Below are 23,497 nucleotides of genomic sequence, written 5' to 3' on the forward strand. Positions count from 1 at the left end.
GCCACTGGCACGCCAGCGTCGATCATCCTCAGCAGCGTGTCACGGTGCTGGTGAAGGTCCTCCGAAAACGACATGGTCGTTGCAACCCCTCAGATCGAGGTGTTGCAACGACCACGTGAACCCGCCATTCCGGTGGCGGGGCCTTTCCGCGTGGTACTGGCTTCGTCAGCGGTAGTCGCGGCCGAAGTCGTAGTCGTCGAGCGGCACCGCCGCACCCGTGCCGGCGCCGAAGACGTCCGGGGTGTAGTAGCCGTCGTCGTAGGACGGGATCGCGTACGCCGCGGCCCGTGCCTCCTCGGTCGGCTGCACCTGGATGTTGCGGTACTTGTTGATGCCCGTGCCAGCCGGGATCAACTTACCGATGATCACGTTCTCCTTCAGGCCGATCAGCTTGTCGCTCTTGCCGTTGATGGCGGCGTCGGTGAGGACACGCGTGGTCTCCTGGAAGGAGGCCGCGGACAGCCACGACTCGGTGGCCAGCGACGCCTTCGTGATGCCCATGAGCACCGGACGGCCCGAGGCCGGCTCGTTGCCCTCGGCCACCATCTGGCGGTTCTGGGTCTCGAAGTCGCTGCGCTCGACGGGTGCGCCCGGGAGGAACTCGGTGGCACCGGAGTCGATGATGATCACGCGGCGGAGCATCTGGCGCACGATGGTCTCGATGTGCTTGTCGTGGATCGACACGCTCTGCGTGCGGTACACGTTCTGCACCTCGCGGACCAGGTGGAGCTGAGCCTCACGGGGACCCATGACGCGCAGCACCTCGTGCGGGTCGACCGCACCTTCCAGCAGCTGCTGGCCGACGCTGACGTGGTCGCCGTCCTGCAGCGCCCGCTCGGAGTCGTCCACGCTGATCGTCGCGAGCCACTGCCGCTTGGACAGCTTGTCGTAGACGATCTCCTCGCCACCGTCGTCCGGCACGATGGTGATCTTGCGGAACCGGTCGCCCTCTTCGATCTGCACGCGGCCGTCGGCGTCGGCGATAGGCGCCTTGCCCTTGGGCACGCGGGCCTCGAAGAGTTCCTGAACACGCGGCAGACCAGCGGTGATGTCATCGCCAGCCACACCACCGGTGTGGAAGGTACGCATCGTCAGCTGGGTGCCGGGCTCACCGATGGACTGCGCGGCCACGATGCCGACGGCCTCGCCGACGTCCACCAGCTGGCCGGTGGCCATCGAGCGGCCGTAGCAGGTCGCGCAGACACCGACCGCGGACTCGCAGGTCAGCACGGAGCGGACCTTGGCCTTGGGCACCCCGGAGCGGACCAGGGTCTCGATCGCCGGGTCGCCGAGGTCGGCACCCTTGCCGATCAGCAGGTTGCCCTCGCTGTCGAAGATGTCCTCCGAGGCATTGCGGGCGTACACGCTGGTCTGCACGTGGCGGTGCTTGACGTAACCGCCGTCGGCCGTGGGCTCGGTGAGCGGCATGATGATGCCCCGCTCGGTGCCACAGTCGATCTCACGCACGATGACGTCCTGCGAGACGTCCACCAGACGACGGGTCAGGTAACCCGAGTCGGCGGTGCGCAGCGCGGTGTCGGCCAGACCCTTGCGGGCGCCGTGCGTGGAGATGAAGTACTCCAGCACGGAGAAGCCCTCGCGGAAGTTCGCCTTGATCGGCCGCGGGATGTACTCGCCCTTGGTGTTGCTGACCAGACCCTTCATGCCCGCCAGCTGGCGGACCTGGGTCATGTTGCCGGCCGCACCCGACTTCACGATCACCGAGATCGGGTTGTCGTCGGGGAAGTTGTCCTCCATGACCTGGGCGATCTCGTTCGTCGCCTGGGTCCAGATCTGCACCAGCTCGTTGTTGCGCTCGGTCTTGGAGAGCAGACCGCGCTGGTACCGCTTCTCGACCTGGTCGGCCTTGGCCTCGTACCCGTCCAACAGGTCCTGCTTGTTGTCGGGCACGACCACGTCGGAGATCGCCACGGTCACACCGGAACGGGTGGCCCAGTAGAAACCGGCGTCCTTCAGCTTGTCCAGCGTCTGGGCGACGGTGACCATCGGGTACCGCTCGGCGAGGTCGTTGATGATCTCGGCCTGGCTCTTCTTCGGCAGCTGCCGGTTGATGAAGGCGTAGTCCGCGGGCAGCAGGTCGTTGAACAGCACCCGGCCCAGAGTGGTCTCGGCCAGCCAGATCTGACCTGGCTCCCAGCCCTCCGGCTCGCTGCCACGGGTGGGCAGGCGGTCGGTCAGCCGGATCCGGATCTTGGCCTGCAGGTGCAGCGCGCCCAGGTCGTAGGCCATGATCGCCTCGGCCGGGGACGAGTACACGCCGCCCTCGCCCTTGGCGCCCTCACGCAGCTTGGTGAGGTGGAACAGCCCGGTGACCATGTCCAGACGCGGCATCGCCAGCGGCCGCCCGGAGGCGGGCGAGAGGATGTTGTTGCTGGACAGCATCAGGATGCGGGCCTCGGCCTGCGCCTCGGCGGACAGCGGCAGGTGGACTGCCATCTGGTCGCCGTCGAAGTCCGCGTTGAACGCCTCACACACCAGCGGGTGCAGCTGGATCGCCTTGCCCTCGACCAGCTGGGGCTCGAAGGCCTGGATGCCGAGGCGGTGCAGGGTGGGCGCGCGGTTCAGCAGCACGGGGTGCTCGGTGATGACCTCTTCGAGGACATCCCACACCTGCGGGCGCTGGCGCTCGACCATCCGCTTGGCGGACTTGATGTTCTGCGCGTGGTTGAGGTCGACCAGCCGCTTCATCACGAAGGGCTTGAACAGCTCCAGCGCCATCTGCTTGGGCAGACCGCACTGGTGCAGCTTCAGCTGCGGGCCGACCACGATGACCGAACGGCCGGAGTAGTCCACCCGCTTGCCGAGCAGGTTCTGCCGGAACCGGCCCTGCTTGCCCTTGAGCAGGTCGGACAGCGACTTGAGCGGGCGGTTGCCCGGCCCGGTCACCGGCCGACCACGGCGGCCGTTGTCGAACAGCGCGTCGACGGCCTCCTGCAGCATCCGCTTCTCGTTGTTGACGATGATCTCGGGCGCGCCGAGGTCGATCAGTCGCTTGAGGCGGTTGTTGCGGTTGATCACGCGGCGGTACAGGTCGTTCAGGTCCGAGGTCGCGAAGCGGCCACCGTCGAGCTGCACCATCGGGCGCAGGTCCGGCGGGATGACCGGCACGCAGTCCAGGACCATGCCCTGCGGGTTGTTGCGGGTGGCCTGGAAGGCCGCCACGACCTTGAGCCGCTTGAGCGCGCGCAGCTTCTTCTGGCCCTTGCCGCTGCGAATGATCTCGCGCAGCTTGTCGGACTCGGCGTCGACGTCGAAGGTGCCCAGCAGCTGCTGGATGGCCTCCGCGCCCATGCCGCCGGTGAAGTACTCGCCGTAGCGGTCGATCAGCTCGCGGTAGAGCATCTCGTCCGCGATCAGCTGCTGGACGTCCAGCTTGACGAAGGTGTCCCAGATCTCGTCGAGGCGGTCGATCTCGCGCCCGGCCCGGTCCCGGAGCTGGCGCATCTCACGTTCGCCACCCTCCTTGACCTTGCGGCGGACATCGCTCTTGGCGCCCTCGGCCTCAAGCTCGGCGAGGTCGGTCTCCAGCTTCTGCGCGCGGGTCTCCAGATCGGAGTCGCGCTTGTCCTCCATGCGCTTGCGCTCGACCTGGATCTCGTTCTCCAGGGTCGCCTGATCGTTGTGCCGCATCTCCTTGTTCACCGACGTGATCACGTAGGCGGCGAAGTAGATGATCTTCTCGAGGTCCTTGGGAGCCAGGTCGAGCAGATAGCCCAACCGGCTCGGAACGCCCTTGAAGTACCAGATGTGCGTGACGGCCGCGGCCAGCTCGATGTGGCCCATCCGCTCACGACGCACCTTGGCGCGGGTGACCTCGACGCCACAGCGCTCGCAGATGATGCCCTTGAAGCGGACACGCTTGTACTTACCGCAGTAGCACTCCCAGTCCCGGGTGGGACCGAAGATCTTCTCGCAGAAGAGTCCGTCCTTCTCGGGCTTCAGGGTGCGGTAGTTGATGGTTTCAGGCTTCTTGACCTCGCCGAAGGACCACTGCCGGATGTCGTCCGCGGTAGCCAGTCCGATGCGGAGCTCGTCGAAGAAGTTGACGTCTAGCACGTCGGTTCTTCCCCTTGATAGTTCGGGTTCAGAGGCTGAGTCGGGCCGGGGCAGGACGGGCTGGGCTGATGCTCAACCCGTCCCACGCCGACGGCGAGGTCAGTTGACGATGTCGTCGACCGAAGGCGACTCGGACCTGGACAAGTTGATGCCCAGGTTCGCGGCGGCGCGCTCCAGGTCCTCATCGTCGCCGTCGCGCATCTCAATGGCGGCGCCGTCGCTGGAGAGCACCTCGACGTTGAGGCACAGCGACTGCAGCTCCTTGAGCAGCACCTTGAACGACTCCGGGATACCCGGTTCGGGGATGTTCTCGCCCTTGACGATGGCCTCGTAGACCTTCACCCGGCCGATCACGTCGTCCGACTTGATGGTCAGCAGCTCCTGCAGCGTGTAGGCAGCGCCATAGGCCTGCATGGCCCAGCACTCCATCTCGCCGAATCGCTGGCCACCGAACTGCGCCTTACCGCCCAGCGGCTGCTGGGTGATCATCGAGTACGGGCCGGTGGACCGGGCGTGGATCTTGTCATCGACCAGGTGCAGCAGCTTGAGGATGTACATGTAGCCGACCGAGGTCGGGTACGGGTACGGCTCACCGCTGCGGCCGTCGAAGAGCTGAGCCTTGCCGTCGCCCTTGACCATCCGCTCGCCATCGCGGTTGGGCTGGGTCGAGGAGAGCAGACCGGTGATCTCCTCCTCGCGGGCGCCGTCGAACACCGGGGTGGCGGTGTTCGTGCCGGGCTCGGCGTGGAACAGCTCCTCGGGCAGCTTGCGTGCCCAGTCCGGGTTGCCGTCGATGCTCCAGCCCTGTTTGGCGATCCACCCGAGGTGGGTCTCCAAGATCTGGCCGATGTTCATTCGACGAGGCACACCGTGGGTGTTCAGCACGATGTCGACGGGGGTGCCGTCCTCAAGGAACGGCATGTCCTCCACCGGCAGGATCTTGCCGATGACGCCCTTGTTGCCGTGCCGGCCTGCGAGCTTGTCGCCGTCCTGGATCTTGCGCTTCTGCGCCACGTAGACGCGGACCAGCTCGTTGACGCCCGGGGGCAGCTCGTCGTCGTCCTCGCGGGAGAAGACCCGGATGCCGATGACCTTGCCGGTCTCACCGTGCGGCACCTTCAGCGAGGTGTCGCGCACCTCGCGCGCCTTCTCACCGAAGATCGCACGGAGCAGGCGCTCCTCGGGGGTCAGCTCGGTCTCGCCCTTGGGCGTGACCTTGCCGACCAGGATGTCGCCGTCGCGGACCTCGGCGCCGATGCGGATGATGCCGCGCTCGTCCAGGTCGGCCAGGACCTCCTCGGAGACGTTCGGGATGTCCCGGGTGATCTCCTCGGCGCCCAGCTTGGTGTCGCGGGCGTCGATCTCGTGCTCTTCGATGTGGATCGAGGTGAGCACGTCGTCCTGCACCAGGCGCTGGGACAGGATGATCGCGTCCTCGTAGTTGTGCCCCTCCCACGGCATGATCGCGACGAGCAAGTTCTTGCCCAGCGCCATCTCGCCGTTCTGGGTGCACGGACCGTCCGCGATGACCTGTCCGACCTCGACCCGGTCGCCCTCGTTGACGATCGGCTTCTGGTTGATGCAGGTGCCCTGGTTGGAGCGGCGGAACTTGTGCAGCCGGTAGGTCTGGCGGGTGCCGTCATCGGCCATCACGGTGATGTAGTCGGAGCACAGCTCCTCGATCACACCGGCCTTGCTGACCACGACCACGTCGCCGGCGTCCACCGCGGCCCGCAGCTCCATCCCGGTGCCGACCAGCGGCGACTCGGAGCGGAGCAGCGGCACGGCCTGACGCTGCATGTTCGCGCCCATGAGCGCGCGGTTGGCGTCGTCGTGCTCGAGGAAGGGCACCATCGCGGTCGCCACGGACACCATCTGCCGAGGCGAGATGTCCATGTAGTCGACGTCGTTCGGCGGGATCAGGTCCAGTTCGCCGCCCTTACGGCGGACCATGACCTTGTCCTCGAGGAAGTTCCCGTCGGTGTCGATCGGCGTGTTGGCCTGGGCCTTCACGTACCGGTCTTCCTCGTCCGCGGTCAGGTAGTCGATGTTGTCGGTGACCCGACCCTCGATGACCTTGCGGTACGGGGTCTCGATGAACCCGAACGGGTTGACCCGGCCGAAGGAGGACAGCGAGCCGATCAGGCCGATGTTCGGGCCTTCCGGCGTCTCGATCGGGCACATGCGGCCGTAGTGCGAGGGGTGCACGTCACGGACCTCAAGACCGGCCCGCTCACGGGAGAGACCACCGGGGCCGAGCGCGGACAGACGCCGCTTGTGCGTCAGGCCGGCCAGCGGGTTGGTCTGGTCCATGAACTGCGAGAGCTGGGAGGTTCCGAAGAACTCCTTGATCGCCGCGACCACCGGGCGGATGTTGATCAGGGTCTGCGGCGTGATCGCCTCGACGTCCTGAGTGGTCATCCGCTCGCGGACCACGCGCTCCATGCGGGAGAGGCCGACCCGGATCTGGTTCTGGATCAGCTCACCCACCGTGCGCAGGCGCCGGTTGCCGAAGTGGTCGATGTCGTCGACCTCGACCGGGACCTCCACACCGCCGGGGGCGGTCATGGCGGTCTCACCCGCGTGCAGGCGCACCAGGTACTCGATCGCGCAGACGATGTCGTCCTCGGTGAGCACGCCGGTGGTGAACGGCTGGTCGAGGCCCAGCTTCTTGTTCACCTTGTACCGGCCGACCTTGGCCAGGTCGTAGCGCTTCTCCTTGAAGAACAGGTTCTCCAGGAGGGTCTGCGCGCTCTCCTTGGTGGGCGGTTCGCCAGGGCGCAGCTTGCGGTAGATGTCGAGCAGCGCCTCGTCCTGGCCGGCGGTGTGGTCCTTCTCCAGCGTGGCCATGAGGGTCTCGCTGAAGCCGAACCGCTCGCGGATCTGCTCCGCGGTCCAGCCGAATGCCTTCAGCAGGACGGTGACGGGCTGGCGGCGCTTGCGGTCGATGCGGACGCCGACGGTGTCGCGCTTGTCGACGTCGAACTCCAGCCAGGCGCCCCGGCTCGGGATGATCCGGACGCTGAACACGTCCTTGTCGGTGGTCTTGTCGACGTTAGTGTCGAAGTAGACACCCGGGGACCGCACCAACTGCGACACCACGACTCGCTCGGTGCCGTTGATGATGTACGTGCCCTTGTCGGTCATCACGGGGAAGTCACCCATGAACACCGTCTGGCTCTTGATCTCGCCGGTGTTGTGGTTGGTGAACTCCGCGGTGACGAACAGTGGGGCCGCGTACGTCATGTCCTTGTCCTTGCACTCCTCGACCGAGGCCTTGACCTCGTCGAAGCGCGGATCGGAGAAGGAGAGGGACATGGATCCCGAGAAGTCCTCGATCGGCGAGATCTCGTTGAGGACCTCAGCGAGGCCGCCAATCGGATCCTCATCGCCGGCATCAATACGGCGCTGGAACCACTCGTCGGCGCCGACGAGCCATTCGAAGGACTGAATCTGCAGGTCAAGCAGATCGGGCACCGTGAGGGGTTCACGAATCTTCGCGAACGAAACCCGCTTCGGCGCCCCAGGGATCCCCGACGTGGAGTTGGTCGCAGCAGTGGCCTTGGTCGCGCGGGAGACTGCCAAGATGCGTCCTTCCAGGGACTGTTGCTGGCTGGAAGCTGCCCCGACGCGCGAGCGCCGTGGCAGTTGTCAAGGGTGCGGCGCGGCCATCATCTCGGGACCCTGGGCAGGGTGAACAGAAAATGGACAGCGCAAAGTGGCAGTCTAGCCACACAGACGGCGGCTGTCGAGCGGGGTCCAGAGCGGACACCCGAACTCGTGCTTACGGACAGAGTGAACCCGCCAGCGCTCACAGTCAAGATGCCGCGCGGTGATCACTCCCATGGCGCAAGCCCAACTCACCTGGCGTAACCGTTTGACCAGGTCATCCTGTGGTTAGCACCCGAAGAGCGGGTTTTCTATACCCGATTCCGGCCTTGCCGAGAGGGGTTGAGGAACGTCACACTGGTCCGCTTGCCGACCAGAACGACCACTCACCGCATGAATTCCCCTGGTCACCGAGCGTTCCGGCTTTCCGGCGAGGACACTTCGCCGTCATCAGCGACCGCTCGTCGCAGCCACGACCGGGTGACCACAGTCCGGCCAACTCCACAGACCTTGATCAACCTGTGACCCAGACCCCGGCAGAACGGGTCCGGCTCCGCGACCTTGCGGAGAACGAGCACTCCACGTCGCCGAACGGCGACTCCCCGCGATCTCCCACACGGCTGGCACTGCGCTGTCCCCACCGCGGAAACCCGGATCGCCGAACTTGATCAAGGATACCGGTTTCCGGCCCCGGCGGCCATGAGCCGATCGGCGCTGACCCGCGGTCCGGGATAGGGCCGATCGGCCGCGACCGGGTGGCCAGGGCGGCGGTGCCCGGCCGGATCGCCCTGCCCGGCCGGATTACTCTGCCCGGCCGGATCACTGTGGTCTTCCGCCCGCGGGCACGGGACCGGCGATCGGGCGGGCGCGGGTGACGCGGTCGAGCAGGAAGTGCGCTTCGGTCTCGTGCCGGTGGCACCAGGCGAGCATGATCCCGCTCTCCAGGGCCAGATCGCTGACCACCCGCGGGGCCGGAGCGCCCGCCGGACTCCGGTAGACGATCTCGACCGCCCCACCGTCCCTGGCCGCGGCGGCCAGCCAGCCCCGGTCCGCCGCGGGCAGGTCAGGGGCCTGGACGCGCAGCTGGGTGTCCGGGTCGAGCGGCTCGTCGGCGCAGGTGGAGTCGGCCAGCACCGCGGCCAGCGCGGCCGGGGTGGTGACGTGGTCCTCCGGCCGCCACGGGGCGGGCTGGGCCCTGCCGCGCCGGGGTGTCTGGTCCTCGGGCACCTCGTTGCCGGTGAAGTCCTCGCCGACCGGGGTGAACCCGGCCCGCCGCAACAACGCGAGCGTCTCCGGCCGCGGCCGGGGGCTGACCAGCACCGCGGGCGCCACCTGCCGCAGCGCCAACCGCGCCAGCGGCCGCGAGTTCAGGATCTCCAGTGCCTGGATCTCGTCGGCGGTGTGCAGCACGCAGCCGGCGTCGACCACCCGGATCGAGCCGTGCCGCCGGGACACGTCGTGGACCAGGTAGGCCAGCGGCTGCGGGACACCGTCCGGAGCCACCGCGGCCAGGGCGGCGAGCAGGTCCTCGGCGGTGGCCCCGGTGTCCAGGGCCCGGCGAACACTGGCCGGGGAGAACCGCCAGACCCGGGCGGCGCTGCTGGACTCCAGATCGGCGACGGTGTCGAGCAGGCGGACCAGGTGCTGGGCCGGGTCGCCGGTGACGACGGCGGTGAGGTCGGACTGGAGGCGAGCGGTCTCGGAGGTGGCCGGGAGCAGGGCGGTCACCGCGGCGAGGAGCGCGGCCTCGGGATCCTGGGGGACGGCTGGAGCGTCCGGGGCGACTGCTGGCTCCGGGGTGGAGGTTGGGGGCGGGGTGGATGCCTCGGGCTGTGGGGGCGGGCTGGGAGTACCGGTGGCGGCCCCTGCGGCCGGGGCGGCGGCGGTGGGGGCAGGGGCGGCGGCATCGGCGGGGTCTGGGTCGGTGCTGGCGGGACGGGTGGGGAGTTGGGTGGTGTGCAGGAGTGCCGCGCCGGGTGGGGTCAGCTGGTCTTCGGCGAGGATGCCCAGGAGGTGGGCTTCGGTGATGGCGGCCTGGGTGAGGGCCGCGTTGTGGTCGGAGGCGACCAGCAGGGGGGCGTGCCAGGCGACTGCCTGCAGGACCGCGGCGGGGGTGGCTCGCCGGGTTGGCGGGAGGGTGGCGTAGGTCGCCAGGACGGCCTGGCGCTGGGCCTGGGCGGGGCCGGGGTTGGGGACCGTGGGTGGGATGGGGCGGCCGTCGGGGGTGAGGCGGTGGGTGGGGGCTTCCTGGAGGGTCAGCCAGGTGCGGGCGAGGGTGGTCCAGCGCTGGGCCGCGGGTTGGGTGCGCCAGGTGTCGTAGGCGGCGGTGGGGGCGTAGCTGTCGACGTGGTGGCCAGCGTGGTGGTGGCCCAGCAGACCCGCGGCGTGCGCCAGGTCCAGCCAGAGCGCGGCCTGTTCCGGTGGGCAGGCGAGGGATCTGGCGAGACGGCGCAGCTCCCTGGTGCCGATACCGCCGGAGAGCAGGGCGGGGATGGGGTCCGCCTCCGCGTTCTCGAGCAGGGTGGTGGCGCTGCGGACCGCCTCGGCGGCGGCTACCGCGGCCTGGTTCTCGGCCAGTTCCGGGGTGGCGGGACTGGTGGCGACCTGGGGTGGGCCGGTCAGGCGGTGGCGGCGGTGGTAGAGCAGGGCCAGGCCGACCTCGCGGGGGATCTCGGCGGTGGACTTGCCGCGGCGCAGCAGGATGCCGAGGTCGAGCAGGGGGGCCGTGGCGGGGGCGAGGTCCTCGTCGGCGAGGTCCAGGTGGCGGGAGCTGTCGCGCAGCGTGGTCAGCAGCTCGGTTGCCTCGGCCGGAAGGGAGTTCAGCAGGCGGGTCAGGTGGGGGCGGTCGCCGAGGAGGGTGGCGAGCTGCTGGGTCAGGACGGCTCGGGTGCCCTTGGCGGGGAGTTTGTGCCGGGCGGCCAGGGCGCGGATCTCGGGGAGGGAGTACTGGGCCAGGAGGTCGGCCGCCGGGGCGCCCAGGCCGAGTGGGGTGGGCCACCAGGTGGCGAGGCGGGGTGGGTTGGCCAGGTGGGGGTCGGTGGTGTGGGGCTCGGTGGTGTGGTTCGCGGCCGGGTTCGCGGCGGCGCGATCGGCGGCCGGGAGGTTCGCCGCGGCGGGGTTCGCGGCCAGGTGGTTCACGGCGGCGCGGCTCGCGGCCGGGTGGCTCGCGATGGGATGGCTCGCGGGCGGGTGGTTCGCGGCGGGGAGGCTCAGGGTGAGGTGGTTCGCCGCTGTGCGATTGGCAGCCGGAAGGTTCGCGGCGGCGGGGCTCGTGGGTGGGTGGTTCTTGGGGGTGGGGGTCTGCTCGGTGAGGTGTGGCGGGATGGGCCAGGACAGGGCGCGTTCGGTGAGGCGGGACAGGGCGGCGTTGACCAGTGGTTGTGGGGAGTCGAGGGTGGTGGCCAGGGCGGTGGGGGTGGCGCCGGGGCCCAGGACCTGGAGGGCCTGGGTGAGGGTCAGGGCGTCCTGGTCGAGGTGTTGCAGGGCTTGGTCGAGAGAGGTGCGGGTGGTCAGGGCCTTGGCCAGGCCGTCCCAGTGCCGGGGCGCGGGTTCGACCAGGATGTCGGGCCGTAGCTCGAACAACCGCACCAGCGCTGTCCGGTCGAGGCCACGCAGGTACTCCGTGAGCTTCATCCGCCTGACTACTCCCGCCGTATCGTGATCACTCCTCCCCTGCCCTGCGCATGTAGTCACCGGCAACCGAGCTGAGTTCCACGGCGCTGTCGACGTCGTCCCTGGCGAAGGCCCGGCCCGACTCGGCGATCAACGCCAGTCCGGTGAGCAGGTCGGTGAAGGACTCCTTGGCCTCCTCGCTCGGCTGATCGCCAAGCTCCGCCTGCATTTCGCCGACCAGTTCGTCCAGCCGATCGGCGAAGCGTTTGCCGTCCTCGCGAAGCGCCACCAGCGCGGCTCGCCGGGCATGCCACCAGTCGAGCAACTCGTGCCTGCGCTCCGAGGGCAGGTCGGCGAGGAACGCCAACTGCTCCTCGGTCAGCTCGGTGATCCCGTCGGGCTCGGAGTCACGCATGGGCGACGACTATGCCACAGCCACCGTTAGCGTTTCGTGACCGATTGGGACTTCACAAATCCGAGCTGGCACTACCAGGCACGACTGGGAGGAACTCACCCAGTTGTCGTAGCGCGGCGGGGGTCTGGCGGTTGTGGGGGCGTGGGGTGTGGTGGTGCGGGGCGGGTGCACGGGGTCTCCCTGGGGTGGTGGTTCGACATCACGAGCGTGCGCTGTGCCGGGTTGGCACAGCCACTGCGGCGGGTGACACGAACGAATGAACTGGCGGGGAGCGCCGTGACCTGCGGGAATGTGGTGGCGGGGGTGGGTTTGGCGGGTGGTGGTGGGGAAACCGGTGCCGTGGGTGCGGGGTTTGGGGTCGCGTGATTGTGCCCTGTGACCGGGTGGCAAACAGGGGTGGCGGCTCACACGATGGGGGGCACTTGCGCGGGGTGGGTCAGCGGGGCTGGATCTCGGTGATCTTCCACTTGCCGTCGACCTGCTGGAGGTTCACCACGACCTGCAGCGCGGTGTCGCCGCGGTAGCCGTCGCTGGCGCGTTCGCTGTGCTGGTCGGCGAAGACCAGGACCATGGCGCGATCGCCCTCCAGCACCCGCACCGCGGCGGAGCGGACGATGGTGCTGTACACCAGTTTCTGCTCAGTGCCGCTCTTGCGCAGGCCGGTCAGGATGGTGTCGTAGTCCTGGGTGGCCTTGCCCATCAGCACGGCCTTGGCGGCGTCCTCGTTCTTCTGCGGCTCGGCGAAGTTGTAGGACAGCACGGTCTGGATCGCGCTGGTCACCTGGCCGACCACCTCGCTGGTGCGGGCGTTGTCGACCAGGGCCTGGTTGCTGCCACCGCTTTCGACCTGGAGCGATTCACCGCGGAACCAGAAGCCCAGCACGGTCAGCACAGCGGCGACCAGGACCAGCGCCGCGGGCAGCAACCAGCCGGCAGACCGTTGGGGGACAACGATTTCCGGGACTGGCTCCGGCTCGGGGGCGGGTTGGGGCTTGGCCGCGGCCTTCGCGCGGGCGGCGGCCCGGGGACGTGGTCCGTCCTCGGGCGGTTCCGGCGCTGGGGCCGGTTTTGGCTTGGTTGCGGGCTTTGCCGCCTTCGCCGGGGCCGGTTTTGGGGTGGCGGGGGCTTCGGGTTCCAGGACGCCCTGCGCGGACAGCTCGGCGGCGGTGTCCTCAGCGGCGGCGGTGTCCTCGGGAGTGCCGGTGTCCGCGAAATCCGCGGGGGCTGCGGTGGGGTCCTCGAACCGGTCGGTGGCCGGGCGGGTCCGGGTGCCCGCGACCTTCGGGTGGCGGACCGGGCCGCCCGCGGGGCGGTGACGACGGATGGGGGGCACGGGGTGTGTCTCCTCCTCAGACGGCCGGGGCGGGGCGAACGGCGTCCAGCGCGGACAGCCGCCAGCCGTCGGGGGTTCTGGTCAGTTCCACGGCCACCCGGCCGGTGGACACCTGCGGCTGCTCCTCGCCGGACTTGCCGGTCAGTTCGACGATGGCCAGCATCTTCGCCTTGCCCGCGCGCAGGTCCAACTCGGTCAGCGCGCTCTCCCTGGCCTTGGCGGTGGTCACCAGCTTGCGGTCGTTGAGGTACTTCTTGGTGGCCTCCTTGTCGGCGGCCAGCGCCTCGCTGAGCGGGCTCGTGGTGGCCGACTTCAGCTGCTCGAAGATCTCGTCGTACTTGCGGTAGTCCTGGTGCAGCAGGTTGACCACGTGCTGCTGACCGACCAGCACCACCTCGTCCCGCTCCCTGGCGTAGTCCAGTCCGTCATCCGACCCGGCCACCGCCCACGACACCCCGTACCAGCCGGCGAACAGGGTCGCGAGCACCACGAGCACGGTGGCGCCCAGCACGAGCACGCGACGCGGATCCGCACCCCGCGGTGGATCCGTGCTGAAGTCAGTGGTCGATCTATCGGTCATGACGCTCCAAAAACTCGCTCAGCCGGACAGGCCGAGCATCTGGGCCAGACTGCGCGGCGCCTGGCCTCCTGGCAACTGCAACAGCGCGAGCAGGCCGGAGGCGGCGCCGGCCTGGGGCTGCCGGGCCGGGCCGACCAGCCTGGTCGACGGCGGCGGGGTCATCGGTTTGCCGCCGTAGGGCGCGTTCTGCGCGCCGCGCACCTCGATCGGGCTACCTGGCCCCTCGGCGCAGTACGCCTGGCTGTTCAGCGCGATCGGCCCGGTGACATCGCCCGGCCTGCGCTTGGTCTTCTCATAGCCCTTGGTGCACGGCGGCGGGTCGAACAGGTTGATCGCCAGGCCGAAGTGCGCGGTGCCGTCGCCCGGCGCCACCGTGAACGCGCCGCCGACGACCATCGGATAGGTCACCATGGCCTGTTCCAGCCCATCCTTGCGCGGCAGCGCGACATCCACCGTGGTGAGCAGATTCGCGGTCAGCTCGGAGATGCCCTGGCCGGACTCCCGCAGCAGCCCGCTGACCTGCCCGGCGGCCTTCGGCGCTTGCTCGATCAGCTTGCGCAGGTCCGGATCGGACTTGCCGAGCTGTTCGGCGATCAGCTTCAGGTCCCGGCTGAACGAGGTGATCGAGGATGCCTGCTGGTTCTGCGTGCCCAGCACGGTGCGCGCCTTGCGCAGCAGCTCCAGGGTCTGCGGCAGGTTCTTCACCGCGTCCTTGGTGAACACCGAGGTGGTGTCCAGCAACCGCTGCAGCTGCGGGCCGGTGCCGTCGAAGGCGGTGCCCAGCTCGTCCACCACGGTGCGCAGCGAGTCCAGCGGCACCGAGGTGGCCAGTCCGTCCAGGTTGGCCAGCAGCGTCTCCACCGGCGGCGGGGTCGCGGTGCGGTCCACGCTGATCACCGAACCGCCCGCCAGGTACGGCCCGGTGTCGATGTTGGGCCGCAGGTCCACGTACTGCTCGCCGACCGCGGACCGATTGGTCACCACGGCCAAGGTGTCGGCCGGGATCCGGTCGTGGCCCTGCTCGATGTCCAGTTCGACTTCCAGGCCGGTCTCGGTCAGCCGCAACTGCCCGACCCGGCCCACGGTGACCCCGCGGTAGGTGACCTCGGCGTTGGTGAAGATGCCGCCGGAGTCGGCCAGCTTCATGGTCACCAGGTAGCCACGCGGGCCGAAGAGCCGGTCCAGCCCGGCGTAGCGGGCCCCGGCGTAGCTCACCCCGACCAGCGCGATCACCACGAAGGCGATGATCTGGAGGCGGATCCTGCGGGTCGTCATCAGCGGCCACCACCCAGCAGCGAGCCGATCAGGCCGCCGAGTCCGCCCTGCTGCCCGCCGCCGCCCGGCCGGTTCGGCGTCGGCGGCGTGGGCAGACCGGGCAGTCCTGGCAGCAGCGGCGGGGTGGCGCCGGGCTGGGCCGTGCCGGGCGACGGCGGGCCGAGCAGGCCCTGCCGGGAACTGCCCAGGTTGTCCAGGATGCGGCTCAGGTCCAGGTCGATCTTGGCGTGCAGGTTGGTGTAGTCACCCTTGACCGCCTCGGTCGCGGAGTCCGGGAACGGGAAGGTGAACAGCATCTCCAGGCCCTTGGGCAGGTTCTGCCCGGCCTCGGCGAGCTTCTGCAGGGTGGGCGTGAGCGCCTTGAGGTCGTGGATGATGTCGTCCTTGCTCCGGTTGACCACATCGGTGGCCACCCCGGAGAGCCGGTCCAGCGCCTGCAGCATGCCGACCAGCTGTTGCCGCTGTTCGGCGAGCACCTTCAGCCCCGGCTCCAGCCCGTCCAGCGCGGTTTTGATGTTGCCGATCTGGCCGACCAGGGTGGCGGAGAGCCGGTTGAGCCCGTCCAGCGCGCGGGCGATCTCGCCCTTGTGCCCGTCCAGGGTGCTGACCAGTTTGTCCACATTGGACAGCAGCTCGCGCAGTTCCGGCTCGCGCCCGGACAGCGCCTTGTTCAGCTCCTTGGTGATGGTCTGCAGCTGGGCGACGCCACCGCCGTTGAGCAGCAACGACAACGCGCCGAAGACCTCTTCGACCTCCGGGTTGCGGTTGGTCCGCTCCAGCGGGATCAGCGCCCCGTCGGCCAGGCTGCCCTGCGGTGACTTGGGCGCGGCCAGCTCGACGAACTTCTCCCCCAGCAGGCTGGACTGGCGGAGTTTGGCGTCGGCGTTGGCAGGCAGTTTGACCTCGCCGTTGACCAGCACGGTGACCTCGGCGGTCCAGCCGTCCTGGGCCAGCGCCACGTTCTCCACCCGGCCGACCGCCACGTCGTTGACCTTCACCCCGGCCTGCGGCACCAGGTCGAGCACGTCCTTGAAGCGCACCTTGACCCGGTACGGGTGATCGCCCAGGTCGGCCCCGCCGGGCAGCGGCACGTTGTACAGCCCGGTGAACTCGCCGAGGCCACAGCCGGCGAGCAGGCTGCCGGCCAGCGCGAGTCCGGCCAGGCGCAGCGCGGTCCTCATCGTGACCCCTTCCCGGCAGGGACACCCAGCAACGGCGGCAGCTGCGGCAGTTTCCCCTGCTGCAGCGAGGTGATCACCTCGGCCACGCTGGGCAGCTTCACCACGCCGTCGACCACCCCGGCGAGCTTGCCGCAGACGTCGGCGAGCACCTGCGGGAGCTGCTTGGGCGTGGTCTGGCGGAGCAGCTCGCAGACCATGACGATCGGCGGCCTGGTCAACTCGTTGATATTCGTCCGGGTATCCAGGGTGCCACTGGAGGCGTTATAGGTGTTCTGCAGGTTGCCCAGGGCCAGCGGGGCCACGTCGAGCACCTCGGCCAGTGCCGCCCGCTGGTCCACCAGCACCTTGGTGATGCTGGCCAGCTTGTCCACATTGGACTTGAGCTGCTCCCGGTTGTCCCGGATGAAGCCCTCCACGCTCATCAGCGCGCCTGCCAGCTCGCGCACCGCGGCGCCCAGGTCCTCGCGTTCGGCGGCCAGGAACCGGTTCACGTCGGCGAGCTGGGTGTTGAAGGTGCGCACCTGCGAGTCGTTGGCGGCCAGCATCGAGGTGAACTTGCGCAGGTTGTCGATGGTGCCGAACAGGTCATCCCGCGCGCCGTTGAGGGTGCCTGCGGCGTCGCCGAGGCCGCGGATGGTGTCCTGCAGCTTCTTGCCGTTGCCTGCCAGGTTGTCCGCGCTGACGTCGAGCAGCTGGGACAGCGCGCCGTTCTTGTTGGCGCCCTTGGGTCCCAGCGCGGTGGTCAGCTTGTCCAGGCTGCCGTAGACCTCGTCCAGCTCCATCGGGGTGACCGTGCGCTCGCGCGGGATCACCGTGTTCTCACCGAGTTTCGGCCCGCCGGTGTAGACCGGGGCGAGCTGCACGTACCGGTCGCTGACCACGCTCGGGTTGACCACGGCCGCGTTCGGCCGCTCGGGCAGCTCCACGTCCCGGTCTACCCGCATCTCGACCTTGACCTGGGTGCCCTGCGCCTCGACCTTGTCGATGGTGCCGACCCGCACGCCGAGCACCCGGACGTCGCCGCCCTCGTACACGCCGATCCCGGCGGAGAAGTACGCGGTGACCAGCCGTCCGGCCGGCCGGGCGAAGACCCACCATAGGGTGGCGGTGAGCAGCAGCACCACGACCGCGCCGAAGGCGATCAGCCGGGCCAGGTCCGGACGGGCCTTGAGTGGGGTGCTCATGGGCGGCACCCCTCGGGGTTGATCGGGCCGAGCGAGGGCGGCAGCAGCCCGCAGATGTAGGTGTCGAACCAGCGCCCGTTGCCCAGGGTGTTGGCGAAGACCCGCACGAACGGGGCCAGCAGGTTGATGCTGCGGCCGAGGCTGTCCTGGTTGCGCTGCAACATGGTGGTCACCCGCTCCAGCTGTTCCAGCGCGGGACGCAGCTGGTTCTTGTTCTCGGCCACCAGTCCCTGCAACTCCCTGGACAGCTTCTGGGTGCCGGTCAGCAGCGAGCTGATCGCGTCCTTGCGCTTGCGGATCTCGGCCAGCAGCCGGTTGCCGTCGCCGAGCAGCTTCTCGAACTCGGCGTTGCGGTCGGCCAGGGTCTTGCTGATCGAGTTGGTGTTGGCCAGCAGTTTGGCCAGCTGGTCGTCCCGGCTGTAGATCGTCTTGGACAGCGCGTTGAGCCCGTCCAGCGCGCCGCGCACCTCATCCGGGGTGTCCCGGAAGGTGGTGGCGATGGTCTGGAAGCTCTTGGCCAGCTGCTCGGTGTTGATCTGCCCGACCGTGCTGGCCAGGCCGGTGAACGCCTCGGTCACGTCGTAGGGCGACATGGTGCGCTCGCGCGGGATGGCCTGGCTCGGCTTGAGCGGGGCGCCACCCTGCGGGTCCAGGGCGAGGAACTTCTGCCCCAGCAAAGTCTTGATCTTGATGGCCGCGGTGCTGCGGTCGCCGACCCAGGCGTCGTCCACCCGGAAGGTGACCAGCACGTGGTCCTTCTCCAGCTCCACATCGGCCACCTTGCCGACCTTGACCCCGGCCACCCGCACCTCGTCGTCCGGTTTGAGCCCGGCGGCCTCGGTGAACTGGGCCCGGTAGCTGGTGCCGCCGCCGACGATCGGCAGGTCCTCGAAGAAGAACGCGCTGAGCAGCCCAAGGGTCAGCACGGTGAGGCCGACCAGGCCGATGGTGATCGGATTGCGCGCGCGGAAGGGTTTCATGCCTTGCACCTCGGCTGGGTGTTGGGCATGACCGGGATCTCCACCGGCTTGTTGATGATCGGCACGGTGACCTGGCCGCTGGCCTCGCACAGGAAGAAGTTGAACCAGGAGCCGTAGGTCGCGGTGCGGGTGATCGTCTCCAGCTTCTTCGGCATCCGCTGCAGGATGCCCTCCACGATCTCGTTGCCATCGCCCAGGTTCTTGGCCAGCCTGCCGAGTTCGCCGATGTCCTTGCGCAGTGGTTCGCGCGCCCCGTTGAGCAGTCCGGCGGTGGCGTTGGTCAGCGAGCCCAGCGCGGTGATCGCCTCCCCGATGGGCTGGCGGTCCTTGGCCAGCCCGGAGACCAGCTGCTGGAGCTGGGTGATCAGCCCGGTGAGCTGCTGGTCGCGGTCGTTGACCGTGCCCAGCACCTGGTTGAGGTTGTCCACCACCTCGCCGATCACCTTGTCCTTGCCGGCGATGGTGGTGGTCAGCGAGGCGGTGTGCGCGAGCAGGCTGGTGATCGTGCCGCCCTCGCCCTGCAGCACCTGGACGATCTCGTAGGACAGCTTGTTCACATCCTCCGGGTTGAGCGCCTGGAACAGCGGCTTGAACCCGTTGAACAACGCGGTCAGGTCCAGCGCCGGCCGGGTGCGCTCCAGCGGGATGACCCCGCCGGGCGGCAGTGTGCCCGCACCGCCGGAGCCCTGCTCCAGCGCGATGTAGCGCTGACCGACCAGGTTGCGGTACTTGACCGTCGCGGTCACCGCGGCCGGGAGTTTCCGTTGCTGCTCAACGGAGAACCGGACCTCGGCCAGCCGCCGGTCGGCGACCTTGACCTCCTCGACCTGGCCCACCTTGACCCCGGCGATGCGCACGTCGTCGCCGGGATTGAGCGAGGTGACGTCGGTGAACCGGGCCAGGTAGCCGTCGGACTCGCGCAGGTCGGCGTTGGCGATGGTGATCGCCAGCAGGGTGGTGGCCAGCACGGTCACCAGCACGAACACGCTGAACTTGATCAGCGGCGCGGTGAGTCCCCTCATCGCAGCGTCACCTCCGTCCCGCGCAGCGCCGGGCCGAGCACCAGGCTCGCCCAGCTGGGCACCTGCTGCGGCGCCACCCCGAGCTGGCCGGCGATCAGCGCGGCCAGGAAGTCCTGTTCGGCCGGGGAGTTCGCGATACCGAGGTCGGCCACGCCACCGGAGGCAGCCGACGGCGCGACATAGCCGCCGTTCTGCACGTTGATCGGCGGGTTCAGTCCGTCGTTGGCACTGCGCGCGGCCGGTGGCGGTTTGCTGCCGTCCTTCACCGGGCCGTCCGGCGGGTACTGCGGGAACGGCTCGGGCCGCGGGTGGATGTCATAACAACGCGGTCCGCGCTTGTCGGCGTAGCGGGGCTCGTCCTGGTTCGGCACGTACTTCCCACGGTTCGCGGTGATCTCCATGGTGATCCGCAGGCCCGGCGTGCTGGTGCCCTTGCCGAAGGCCTTGTCCAGCCGCGGCGCCAGCTCGGTCATCCCCTTGAGGAAGCAGGGATATTCCGGCGCGTACTTGGCCAGCACGTCCAGCAGCGGTCTGCTGTCGGCGGCCACCCGGATCAGGTTGTTGCGGTTGGCGGCCAGGAACCCGGTGAGGTCGGCCGAGGTATTGCCGACGCTGGTGTAGAGCGTCTGCAGGTTGCTTCGCTGTTCGGCCACGGTCTTCGTGGTGGTGGTCAGCTCCGCCAGGGCCTGCAGCAGGTCCGGCGCGGCCTTGTCGTAGACGCCGCTGACATCGGCCAGCGCGGAGATGTCCGCCTTCAGCTCCGGCAGCGCCGGATTCAGCTCGCGCAGGTACCGGTTGAGCAGGGTCAGCGTCTCGCCGAGCTGCTCGCCGCGGCCGTCCAGCGCGGTGGCCATCGAGCCGAGCGTGCCAGCCAGCTTCTGCGGCTGCACCGCCTGCAGCACCGGCATCAGGTTGGACAGCACCCGCTCCAGCTCGATGGCCGAGCTGCTGCGGTCCTGGCTGATCACATCGCCCTCGGCCAGGTGCCCGCCGCCCGGCTTGCCCGGCACCAGCGCCACGTAGCGCTCGCCGAAGAGGGTCTTGGGCAGCAGCCGCGCGGTGACGTCCTTGGGGATCAGCGCCAGCTTGTCCGGGTGCAGGGCCAGCTCCAGCTCGGCCCCGTCACCCTTGCTGGAGATGCGTTTGACCTCGCCGACGATGAGTCCGCGCACCTTCACGTCGGACTCGGTCATCAGCTGGTTGCCGATGTGGTCGGTGCGCAGGGTCACCGCCGCGGTGCGCTCGAACACGCCGCGGTAGACCGACACGGTCAGGCCGAGCACCAGTGCGATGACCGCCAGGAACACGACACCGAGCAGTCGGCGGCGTAGCACGGACAGGGTGGAGCGAGCGGTCATCCAGCGATCCTCACCGTGGTCGTCGTTCCCCAGATCGCCAGGCTGAGGAAGAAGTCCAGCAGCGCCGTGGTGACGATCGCGGTGCGCACCGCGCGGCCGACCGCGACGCCGACACCCGCCGGTCCGCCGCTGGCCCGGTAGCCGTAGTAGCAGTGGGTCATGATGATCACCACGCTGAACACGAGCACCTTGCCGAAGGACCAGAGCACGTCCTCCGGTGGCAGGAACAGGTTGAAGTAGTGGTCGTAGGTGCCAGCCGACTGCCCGTAGAACTCGGTCGTGATCGTGCGCGAGGCCAGGTAGGAGGTCAGCAGGCCGATCACGTACAGCGGGATCACCGCGACGAACCCGGCGATGACCCGGGTCGTCACCAGGTACGGCAGGCTGGGCACACCCATGACCTCCAGCGCGTCGATCTCCTCGGAGATGCGCATCGCGCCGAGCTGGGCGGTGAAGCCGGAGCCGACCGTGGCGGACAACGCGAGCCCGGCCACCAGGGGCGCGATCTCGCGGGTGTTGAAGTAGGCCGAGACGAACCCGGTGAAGGCCGAGGTGCCGATCTGGTTCAGCGCCGCGTAGCCCTGCAGGCCGACCACGGTGCCGGTGAAGACCGTCATGCCGATCATCACACCGATGGTGCCGCCGATGACCGCGAGCGCGCCGCTGCCGAAGCTGACCTCGGCCAGCAGCCGCAGCGTCTCCCGCAGGTACCGGCGCAGCGCGCGCGGCACCCAGGCCAGTGCGCGCAGGTAGAAGGAGAGCTGGTCGCCGAGTGCGTCCAGGCCGTGCAGCGGCGCCTTGGCCGCGCTGCGGAACTTGTCGCCGACGGTCGCCATCACATGCCCTTCGCCGGGACCAGCTGCAGGTACACCGTGGTCAGCACGAAGTTGACGAAGAACAGCAGCAGGAAGGTGATGACCACGGACTGGTTCACCGCGTCGCCGACACCCTTGGGCCCGCCCGCCGGGTTGAGCCCGCGGTAGGCCGCCACGATGCCGGCGATGAAGCCGAAGATCAGCGCCTTGATCTCGCTGATCCACAGGTCCGGTAGCTGGGCCAATGCGGAGAAGCTGGCCAGGTAGGCCCCTGGCGTGCCGCCCTGCATGACCACGTTGAAGAAGTAGCCGCCGAGCACGCCGACCACACTCACCATGCCGTTGAGCAGCACCGCGACCAGCATCGCGGCCAGCACCCTTGGCACCACCAGGCGCTGGATCGGCGAGACGCCCAGCACCTCCATCGCGTCGATCTCTTCCCTGATCTTGCGCGAGCCGAGGTCGGCGCAGATCGCCGAACCACCGGCGCCCGCGATCAGCAACGCGGTCACGATCGGGCTGGCCTGCTGGATCACCGCGAGCACGCTGGCTGCGCCGGTGAAGGACTGGGCGCCGATCTGCCTGGTCAGCGAGCCCAGCTGCAACGCGATCACCGCGCCGAACGGGATCGCGACCAGCGCGGTGGGCAGGATGGTGACGCTGGCGATGAACCAGCACTGCTGGATGAACTCGCGGAACTGGAACGGCCGCTTGAACATCGACCTGGTGGTGTCCAGGCCGAGGGCGAACAACCGGCCGGTCTCGGCGAGCGCGCCCGCGCCGGGGAAGTTCGGGGCGGGGCGGGTCATGCCTCGCCTCCCGGCCTGGTCCACGGGGACGGGGTCCACGGCTCCCGCGGCTGCGGACTGGGCTGCGTAATCGGCTGGGTCATCCGCTGCGGCGCGCCCGCGCCGGCGTAGACGCCGAAATAGGCCTGCTCGTCCGGGGTCAGGCTGGCCACGATGGCCTGCTGCGCGGTCGGCGGCAGGGTGTGCAGGATGCGCATCACCCGTTCCTTGCGCCTGCGCACCGCGGCCCGCATCGGCAGTCCAGGGCTGACCTCGATCTGCGGCACGATGCCGGTGCCGCCACCGCCCTTGGGTCCGCCAAGGGTGCTGCCGCCGTTGGCGGCCAGCGCGGCGAGTTCGGCGGCGGCCTGGGCCGCGTCCTTCTCCTCGCTCATGCCGATCGGACCTTCGCGGCGGCCGTTGAGGAACTGCTCGACCACCGGTTCGGTGGAGGTGAGCAGCACCTCGCGCGGGCCGAACATGACCAGCTCGCGGCGGAAGAGCATGCCGATGTTGTCCGGCACGCTGCGCGCAGTGCCGATGTCGTGGGTGACGATCAGGAAGGTGGCGTCGATCTGCGCGTTCAGGTCGACGATGAGCTGGTTCAGGTAGGCCACCCGGACCGGGTCCAGACCGGAGTCCGGCTCGTCGAAGAGGATGATCTCCGGGTCCAGCACCAGCGCGCGGGCCAGCCCGGCGCGTTTGCGCATACCGCCGGAGATCTCACCTGGCAGCTTCTTCTCCGCGCCGATGAGACCGACCATCTCCATCTTCTCCAGCACGATCCGGCGCACCTCGGCCTCGCTCTTGCGGGTGTGCTCACGCAAGGGGAAGGCGATGTTGTCGAAGAGGTTCATCGAGCCGAACAGCGCGCCGTCCTGGAAGAGGACGCCGAAGAGCTTGCGGATCTCGTACAGCTTGTGCTCGGAGCAGCTGCAGATGTCGACCCCGTTGATCATCACCCGGCCGTGTTCGGGCCGGAGCAGACCGACGAGTGATTTGAGGAAGACGGATTTTCCGGTACCCGAGGGACCCAGCAGCACGCTGATCTCGCCCTGCGGCAGTGTCAGCGTGACATCGCCCCAGATGGTCTGCTTGCCGAAGGACTTGCTCAGGCCTTCGACGACCACCTCGACGCCCATCGCACCTCCCGCTTCACTGCGGCTCGTCCGCGTCGGCCCAGGACAGCTGACGCCGGAGCGACCGGCGTCACACTGGTGCAACGAGCGTTGCCGCAGCAAGTTACTGCCCAGTTGGGTTAGCGGTCA

Annotated in this window: 15 protein-coding genes; all 15 read right to left on the reverse strand. The window is 69.0% G+C overall.

Going from position 1 to position 23,497, the window contains the following annotated elements; all coding sequences use genetic code 11:
• Positions 1-165: 165 nt before the first annotated feature.
• Complete coding sequence (locus tag ACTOWY_RS40555) at positions 166-4,077, reverse strand: DNA-directed RNA polymerase subunit beta' (protein WP_441314912.1); 3,912 nt, start codon at positions 4,075-4,077, stop codon at positions 166-168.
• Between the two features lie 99 nt (positions 4,078-4,176).
• Positions 4,177-7,662, reverse strand: coding sequence for a DNA-directed RNA polymerase subunit beta (rpoB, locus tag ACTOWY_RS40560; RefSeq protein WP_247755545.1), 3,486 nt, complete (start codon positions 7,660-7,662; stop codon positions 4,177-4,179).
• Positions 7,663-8,505: 843 nt separating this feature from the next.
• Positions 8,506-11,319, reverse strand: coding sequence for a helicase-associated domain-containing protein (locus ACTOWY_RS40565; RefSeq protein ID WP_441314913.1), 2,814 nt, complete (start codon positions 11,317-11,319; stop codon positions 8,506-8,508).
• 28 nt (positions 11,320-11,347) lie between these two features.
• Positions 11,348-11,713 (reverse strand): hypothetical protein, encoded by a 366-nt coding sequence (locus ACTOWY_RS40570; RefSeq protein WP_441314914.1) that lies wholly within the window; start codon positions 11,711-11,713, stop codon positions 11,348-11,350.
• Between the two features lie 436 nt (positions 11,714-12,149).
• Complete coding sequence (locus tag ACTOWY_RS40575) at positions 12,150-13,046, reverse strand: hypothetical protein (protein ID WP_441314915.1); 897 nt, start codon at positions 13,044-13,046, stop codon at positions 12,150-12,152.
• 16 nt (positions 13,047-13,062) lie between these two features.
• Positions 13,063-13,626, reverse strand: a complete 564-nt coding sequence (locus tag ACTOWY_RS40580) for a hypothetical protein (protein ID WP_441314916.1) — start codon at positions 13,624-13,626, stop codon at positions 13,063-13,065.
• A gap of 18 nt (positions 13,627-13,644) precedes the next feature.
• On the reverse strand, positions 13,645-14,901 hold the full coding sequence (locus tag ACTOWY_RS40585) for an MCE family protein (RefSeq protein WP_441314917.1): 1,257 nt from the start codon (positions 14,899-14,901) through the stop codon (positions 13,645-13,647).
• The gene (locus ACTOWY_RS40590; protein ID WP_441314918.1) at positions 14,901-16,082 is read right to left on the reverse strand and encodes an MCE family protein; all 1,182 of its coding nucleotides are present in this window, start codon (positions 16,080-16,082) and stop codon (positions 14,901-14,903) included. The genes ACTOWY_RS40585 and ACTOWY_RS40590 overlap by 1 nt, the downstream gene beginning before the upstream one ends.
• Positions 16,079-17,266 (reverse strand): MCE family protein, encoded by a 1,188-nt coding sequence (locus ACTOWY_RS40595; protein WP_441314919.1) that lies wholly within the window; start codon positions 17,264-17,266, stop codon positions 16,079-16,081. Before ACTOWY_RS40595 ends, ACTOWY_RS40590 begins: the two co-directional genes overlap by 4 nt.
• Positions 17,263-18,246 carry an MCE family protein gene (locus tag ACTOWY_RS40600; protein WP_441314920.1) on the reverse strand — a complete coding sequence of 328 codons (984 nt, stop codon included), beginning with the start codon at positions 18,244-18,246 and terminating at the stop codon, positions 17,263-17,265. Before ACTOWY_RS40600 ends, ACTOWY_RS40595 begins: the two co-directional genes overlap by 4 nt.
• Positions 18,243-19,268, reverse strand: coding sequence for an MCE family protein (locus ACTOWY_RS40605; RefSeq protein ID WP_441314921.1), 1,026 nt, complete (start codon positions 19,266-19,268; stop codon positions 18,243-18,245). The genes ACTOWY_RS40600 and ACTOWY_RS40605 overlap by 4 nt, the downstream gene beginning before the upstream one ends.
• Positions 19,265-20,626: an MCE family protein gene (locus ACTOWY_RS40610; protein ID WP_441314922.1), complete on the reverse strand. Its 1,362-nt coding sequence runs from the start codon at positions 20,624-20,626 to the stop codon at positions 19,265-19,267. Before ACTOWY_RS40610 ends, ACTOWY_RS40605 begins: the two co-directional genes overlap by 4 nt.
• Positions 20,623-21,462, reverse strand: coding sequence for an MlaE family ABC transporter permease (locus ACTOWY_RS40615; RefSeq protein ID WP_441314923.1), 840 nt, complete (start codon positions 21,460-21,462; stop codon positions 20,623-20,625). Before ACTOWY_RS40615 ends, ACTOWY_RS40610 begins: the two co-directional genes overlap by 4 nt.
• Positions 21,462-22,250: an MlaE family ABC transporter permease gene (locus tag ACTOWY_RS40620; RefSeq protein WP_247755534.1), complete on the reverse strand. Its 789-nt coding sequence runs from the start codon at positions 22,248-22,250 to the stop codon at positions 21,462-21,464. The genes ACTOWY_RS40615 and ACTOWY_RS40620 overlap by 1 nt, the downstream gene beginning before the upstream one ends.
• Positions 22,247-23,371: an ABC transporter ATP-binding protein gene (locus ACTOWY_RS40625; RefSeq protein ID WP_441314924.1), complete on the reverse strand. Its 1,125-nt coding sequence runs from the start codon at positions 23,369-23,371 to the stop codon at positions 22,247-22,249. Before ACTOWY_RS40625 ends, ACTOWY_RS40620 begins: the two co-directional genes overlap by 4 nt.
• Between the last annotated feature and the right edge of the window lie 126 nt (positions 23,372-23,497).

This window comes from Crossiella sp. CA198, from assembly GCF_052078295.1.
GTDB lineage: Bacteria > Actinomycetota > Actinomycetes > Mycobacteriales > Pseudonocardiaceae > Crossiella.

Bases quoted from the DNA above. Each gene is read 5' to 3' on its own strand.
- ACTOWY_RS40565 (WP_441314913.1), bottom strand. From the start codon at position 11,319: ATGAAGCTCACGGAGTACCTGCGTGGCCTCGACCGGACAGCGCTGGTG.
- ACTOWY_RS40570 (WP_441314914.1), bottom strand. From the start codon at position 11,713: ATGCGTGACTCCGAGCCCGACGGGATCACCGAGCTGACCGAGGAGCAG.
- ACTOWY_RS40580 (WP_441314916.1), bottom strand. From the start codon at position 13,626: ATGACCGATAGATCGACCACTGACTTCAGCACGGATCCACCGCGGGGT.
- ACTOWY_RS40585 (WP_441314917.1), bottom strand. From the start codon at position 14,901: ATGACGACCCGCAGGATCCGCCTCCAGATCATCGCCTTCGTGGTGATC.
- ACTOWY_RS40590 (WP_441314918.1), bottom strand. From the start codon at position 16,082: ATGAGGACCGCGCTGCGCCTGGCCGGACTCGCGCTGGCCGGCAGCCTG.
- ACTOWY_RS40595 (WP_441314919.1), bottom strand. From the start codon at position 17,266: ATGAGCACCCCACTCAAGGCCCGTCCGGACCTGGCCCGGCTGATCGCC.
- ACTOWY_RS40600 (WP_441314920.1), bottom strand. From the start codon at position 18,246: ATGAAACCCTTCCGCGCGCGCAATCCGATCACCATCGGCCTGGTCGGC.
- ACTOWY_RS40605 (WP_441314921.1), bottom strand. From the start codon at position 19,268: ATGAGGGGACTCACCGCGCCGCTGATCAAGTTCAGCGTGTTCGTGCTG.
- ACTOWY_RS40610 (WP_441314922.1), bottom strand. From the start codon at position 20,626: ATGACCGCTCGCTCCACCCTGTCCGTGCTACGCCGCCGACTGCTCGGT.
- ACTOWY_RS40615 (WP_441314923.1), bottom strand. From the start codon at position 21,462: ATGGCGACCGTCGGCGACAAGTTCCGCAGCGCGGCCAAGGCGCCGCTG.
- ACTOWY_RS40620 (WP_247755534.1), bottom strand. From the start codon at position 22,250: ATGACCCGCCCCGCCCCGAACTTCCCCGGCGCGGGCGCGCTCGCCGAG.
- ACTOWY_RS40625 (WP_441314924.1), bottom strand. From the start codon at position 23,371: ATGGGCGTCGAGGTGGTCGTCGAAGGCCTGAGCAAGTCCTTCGGCAAG.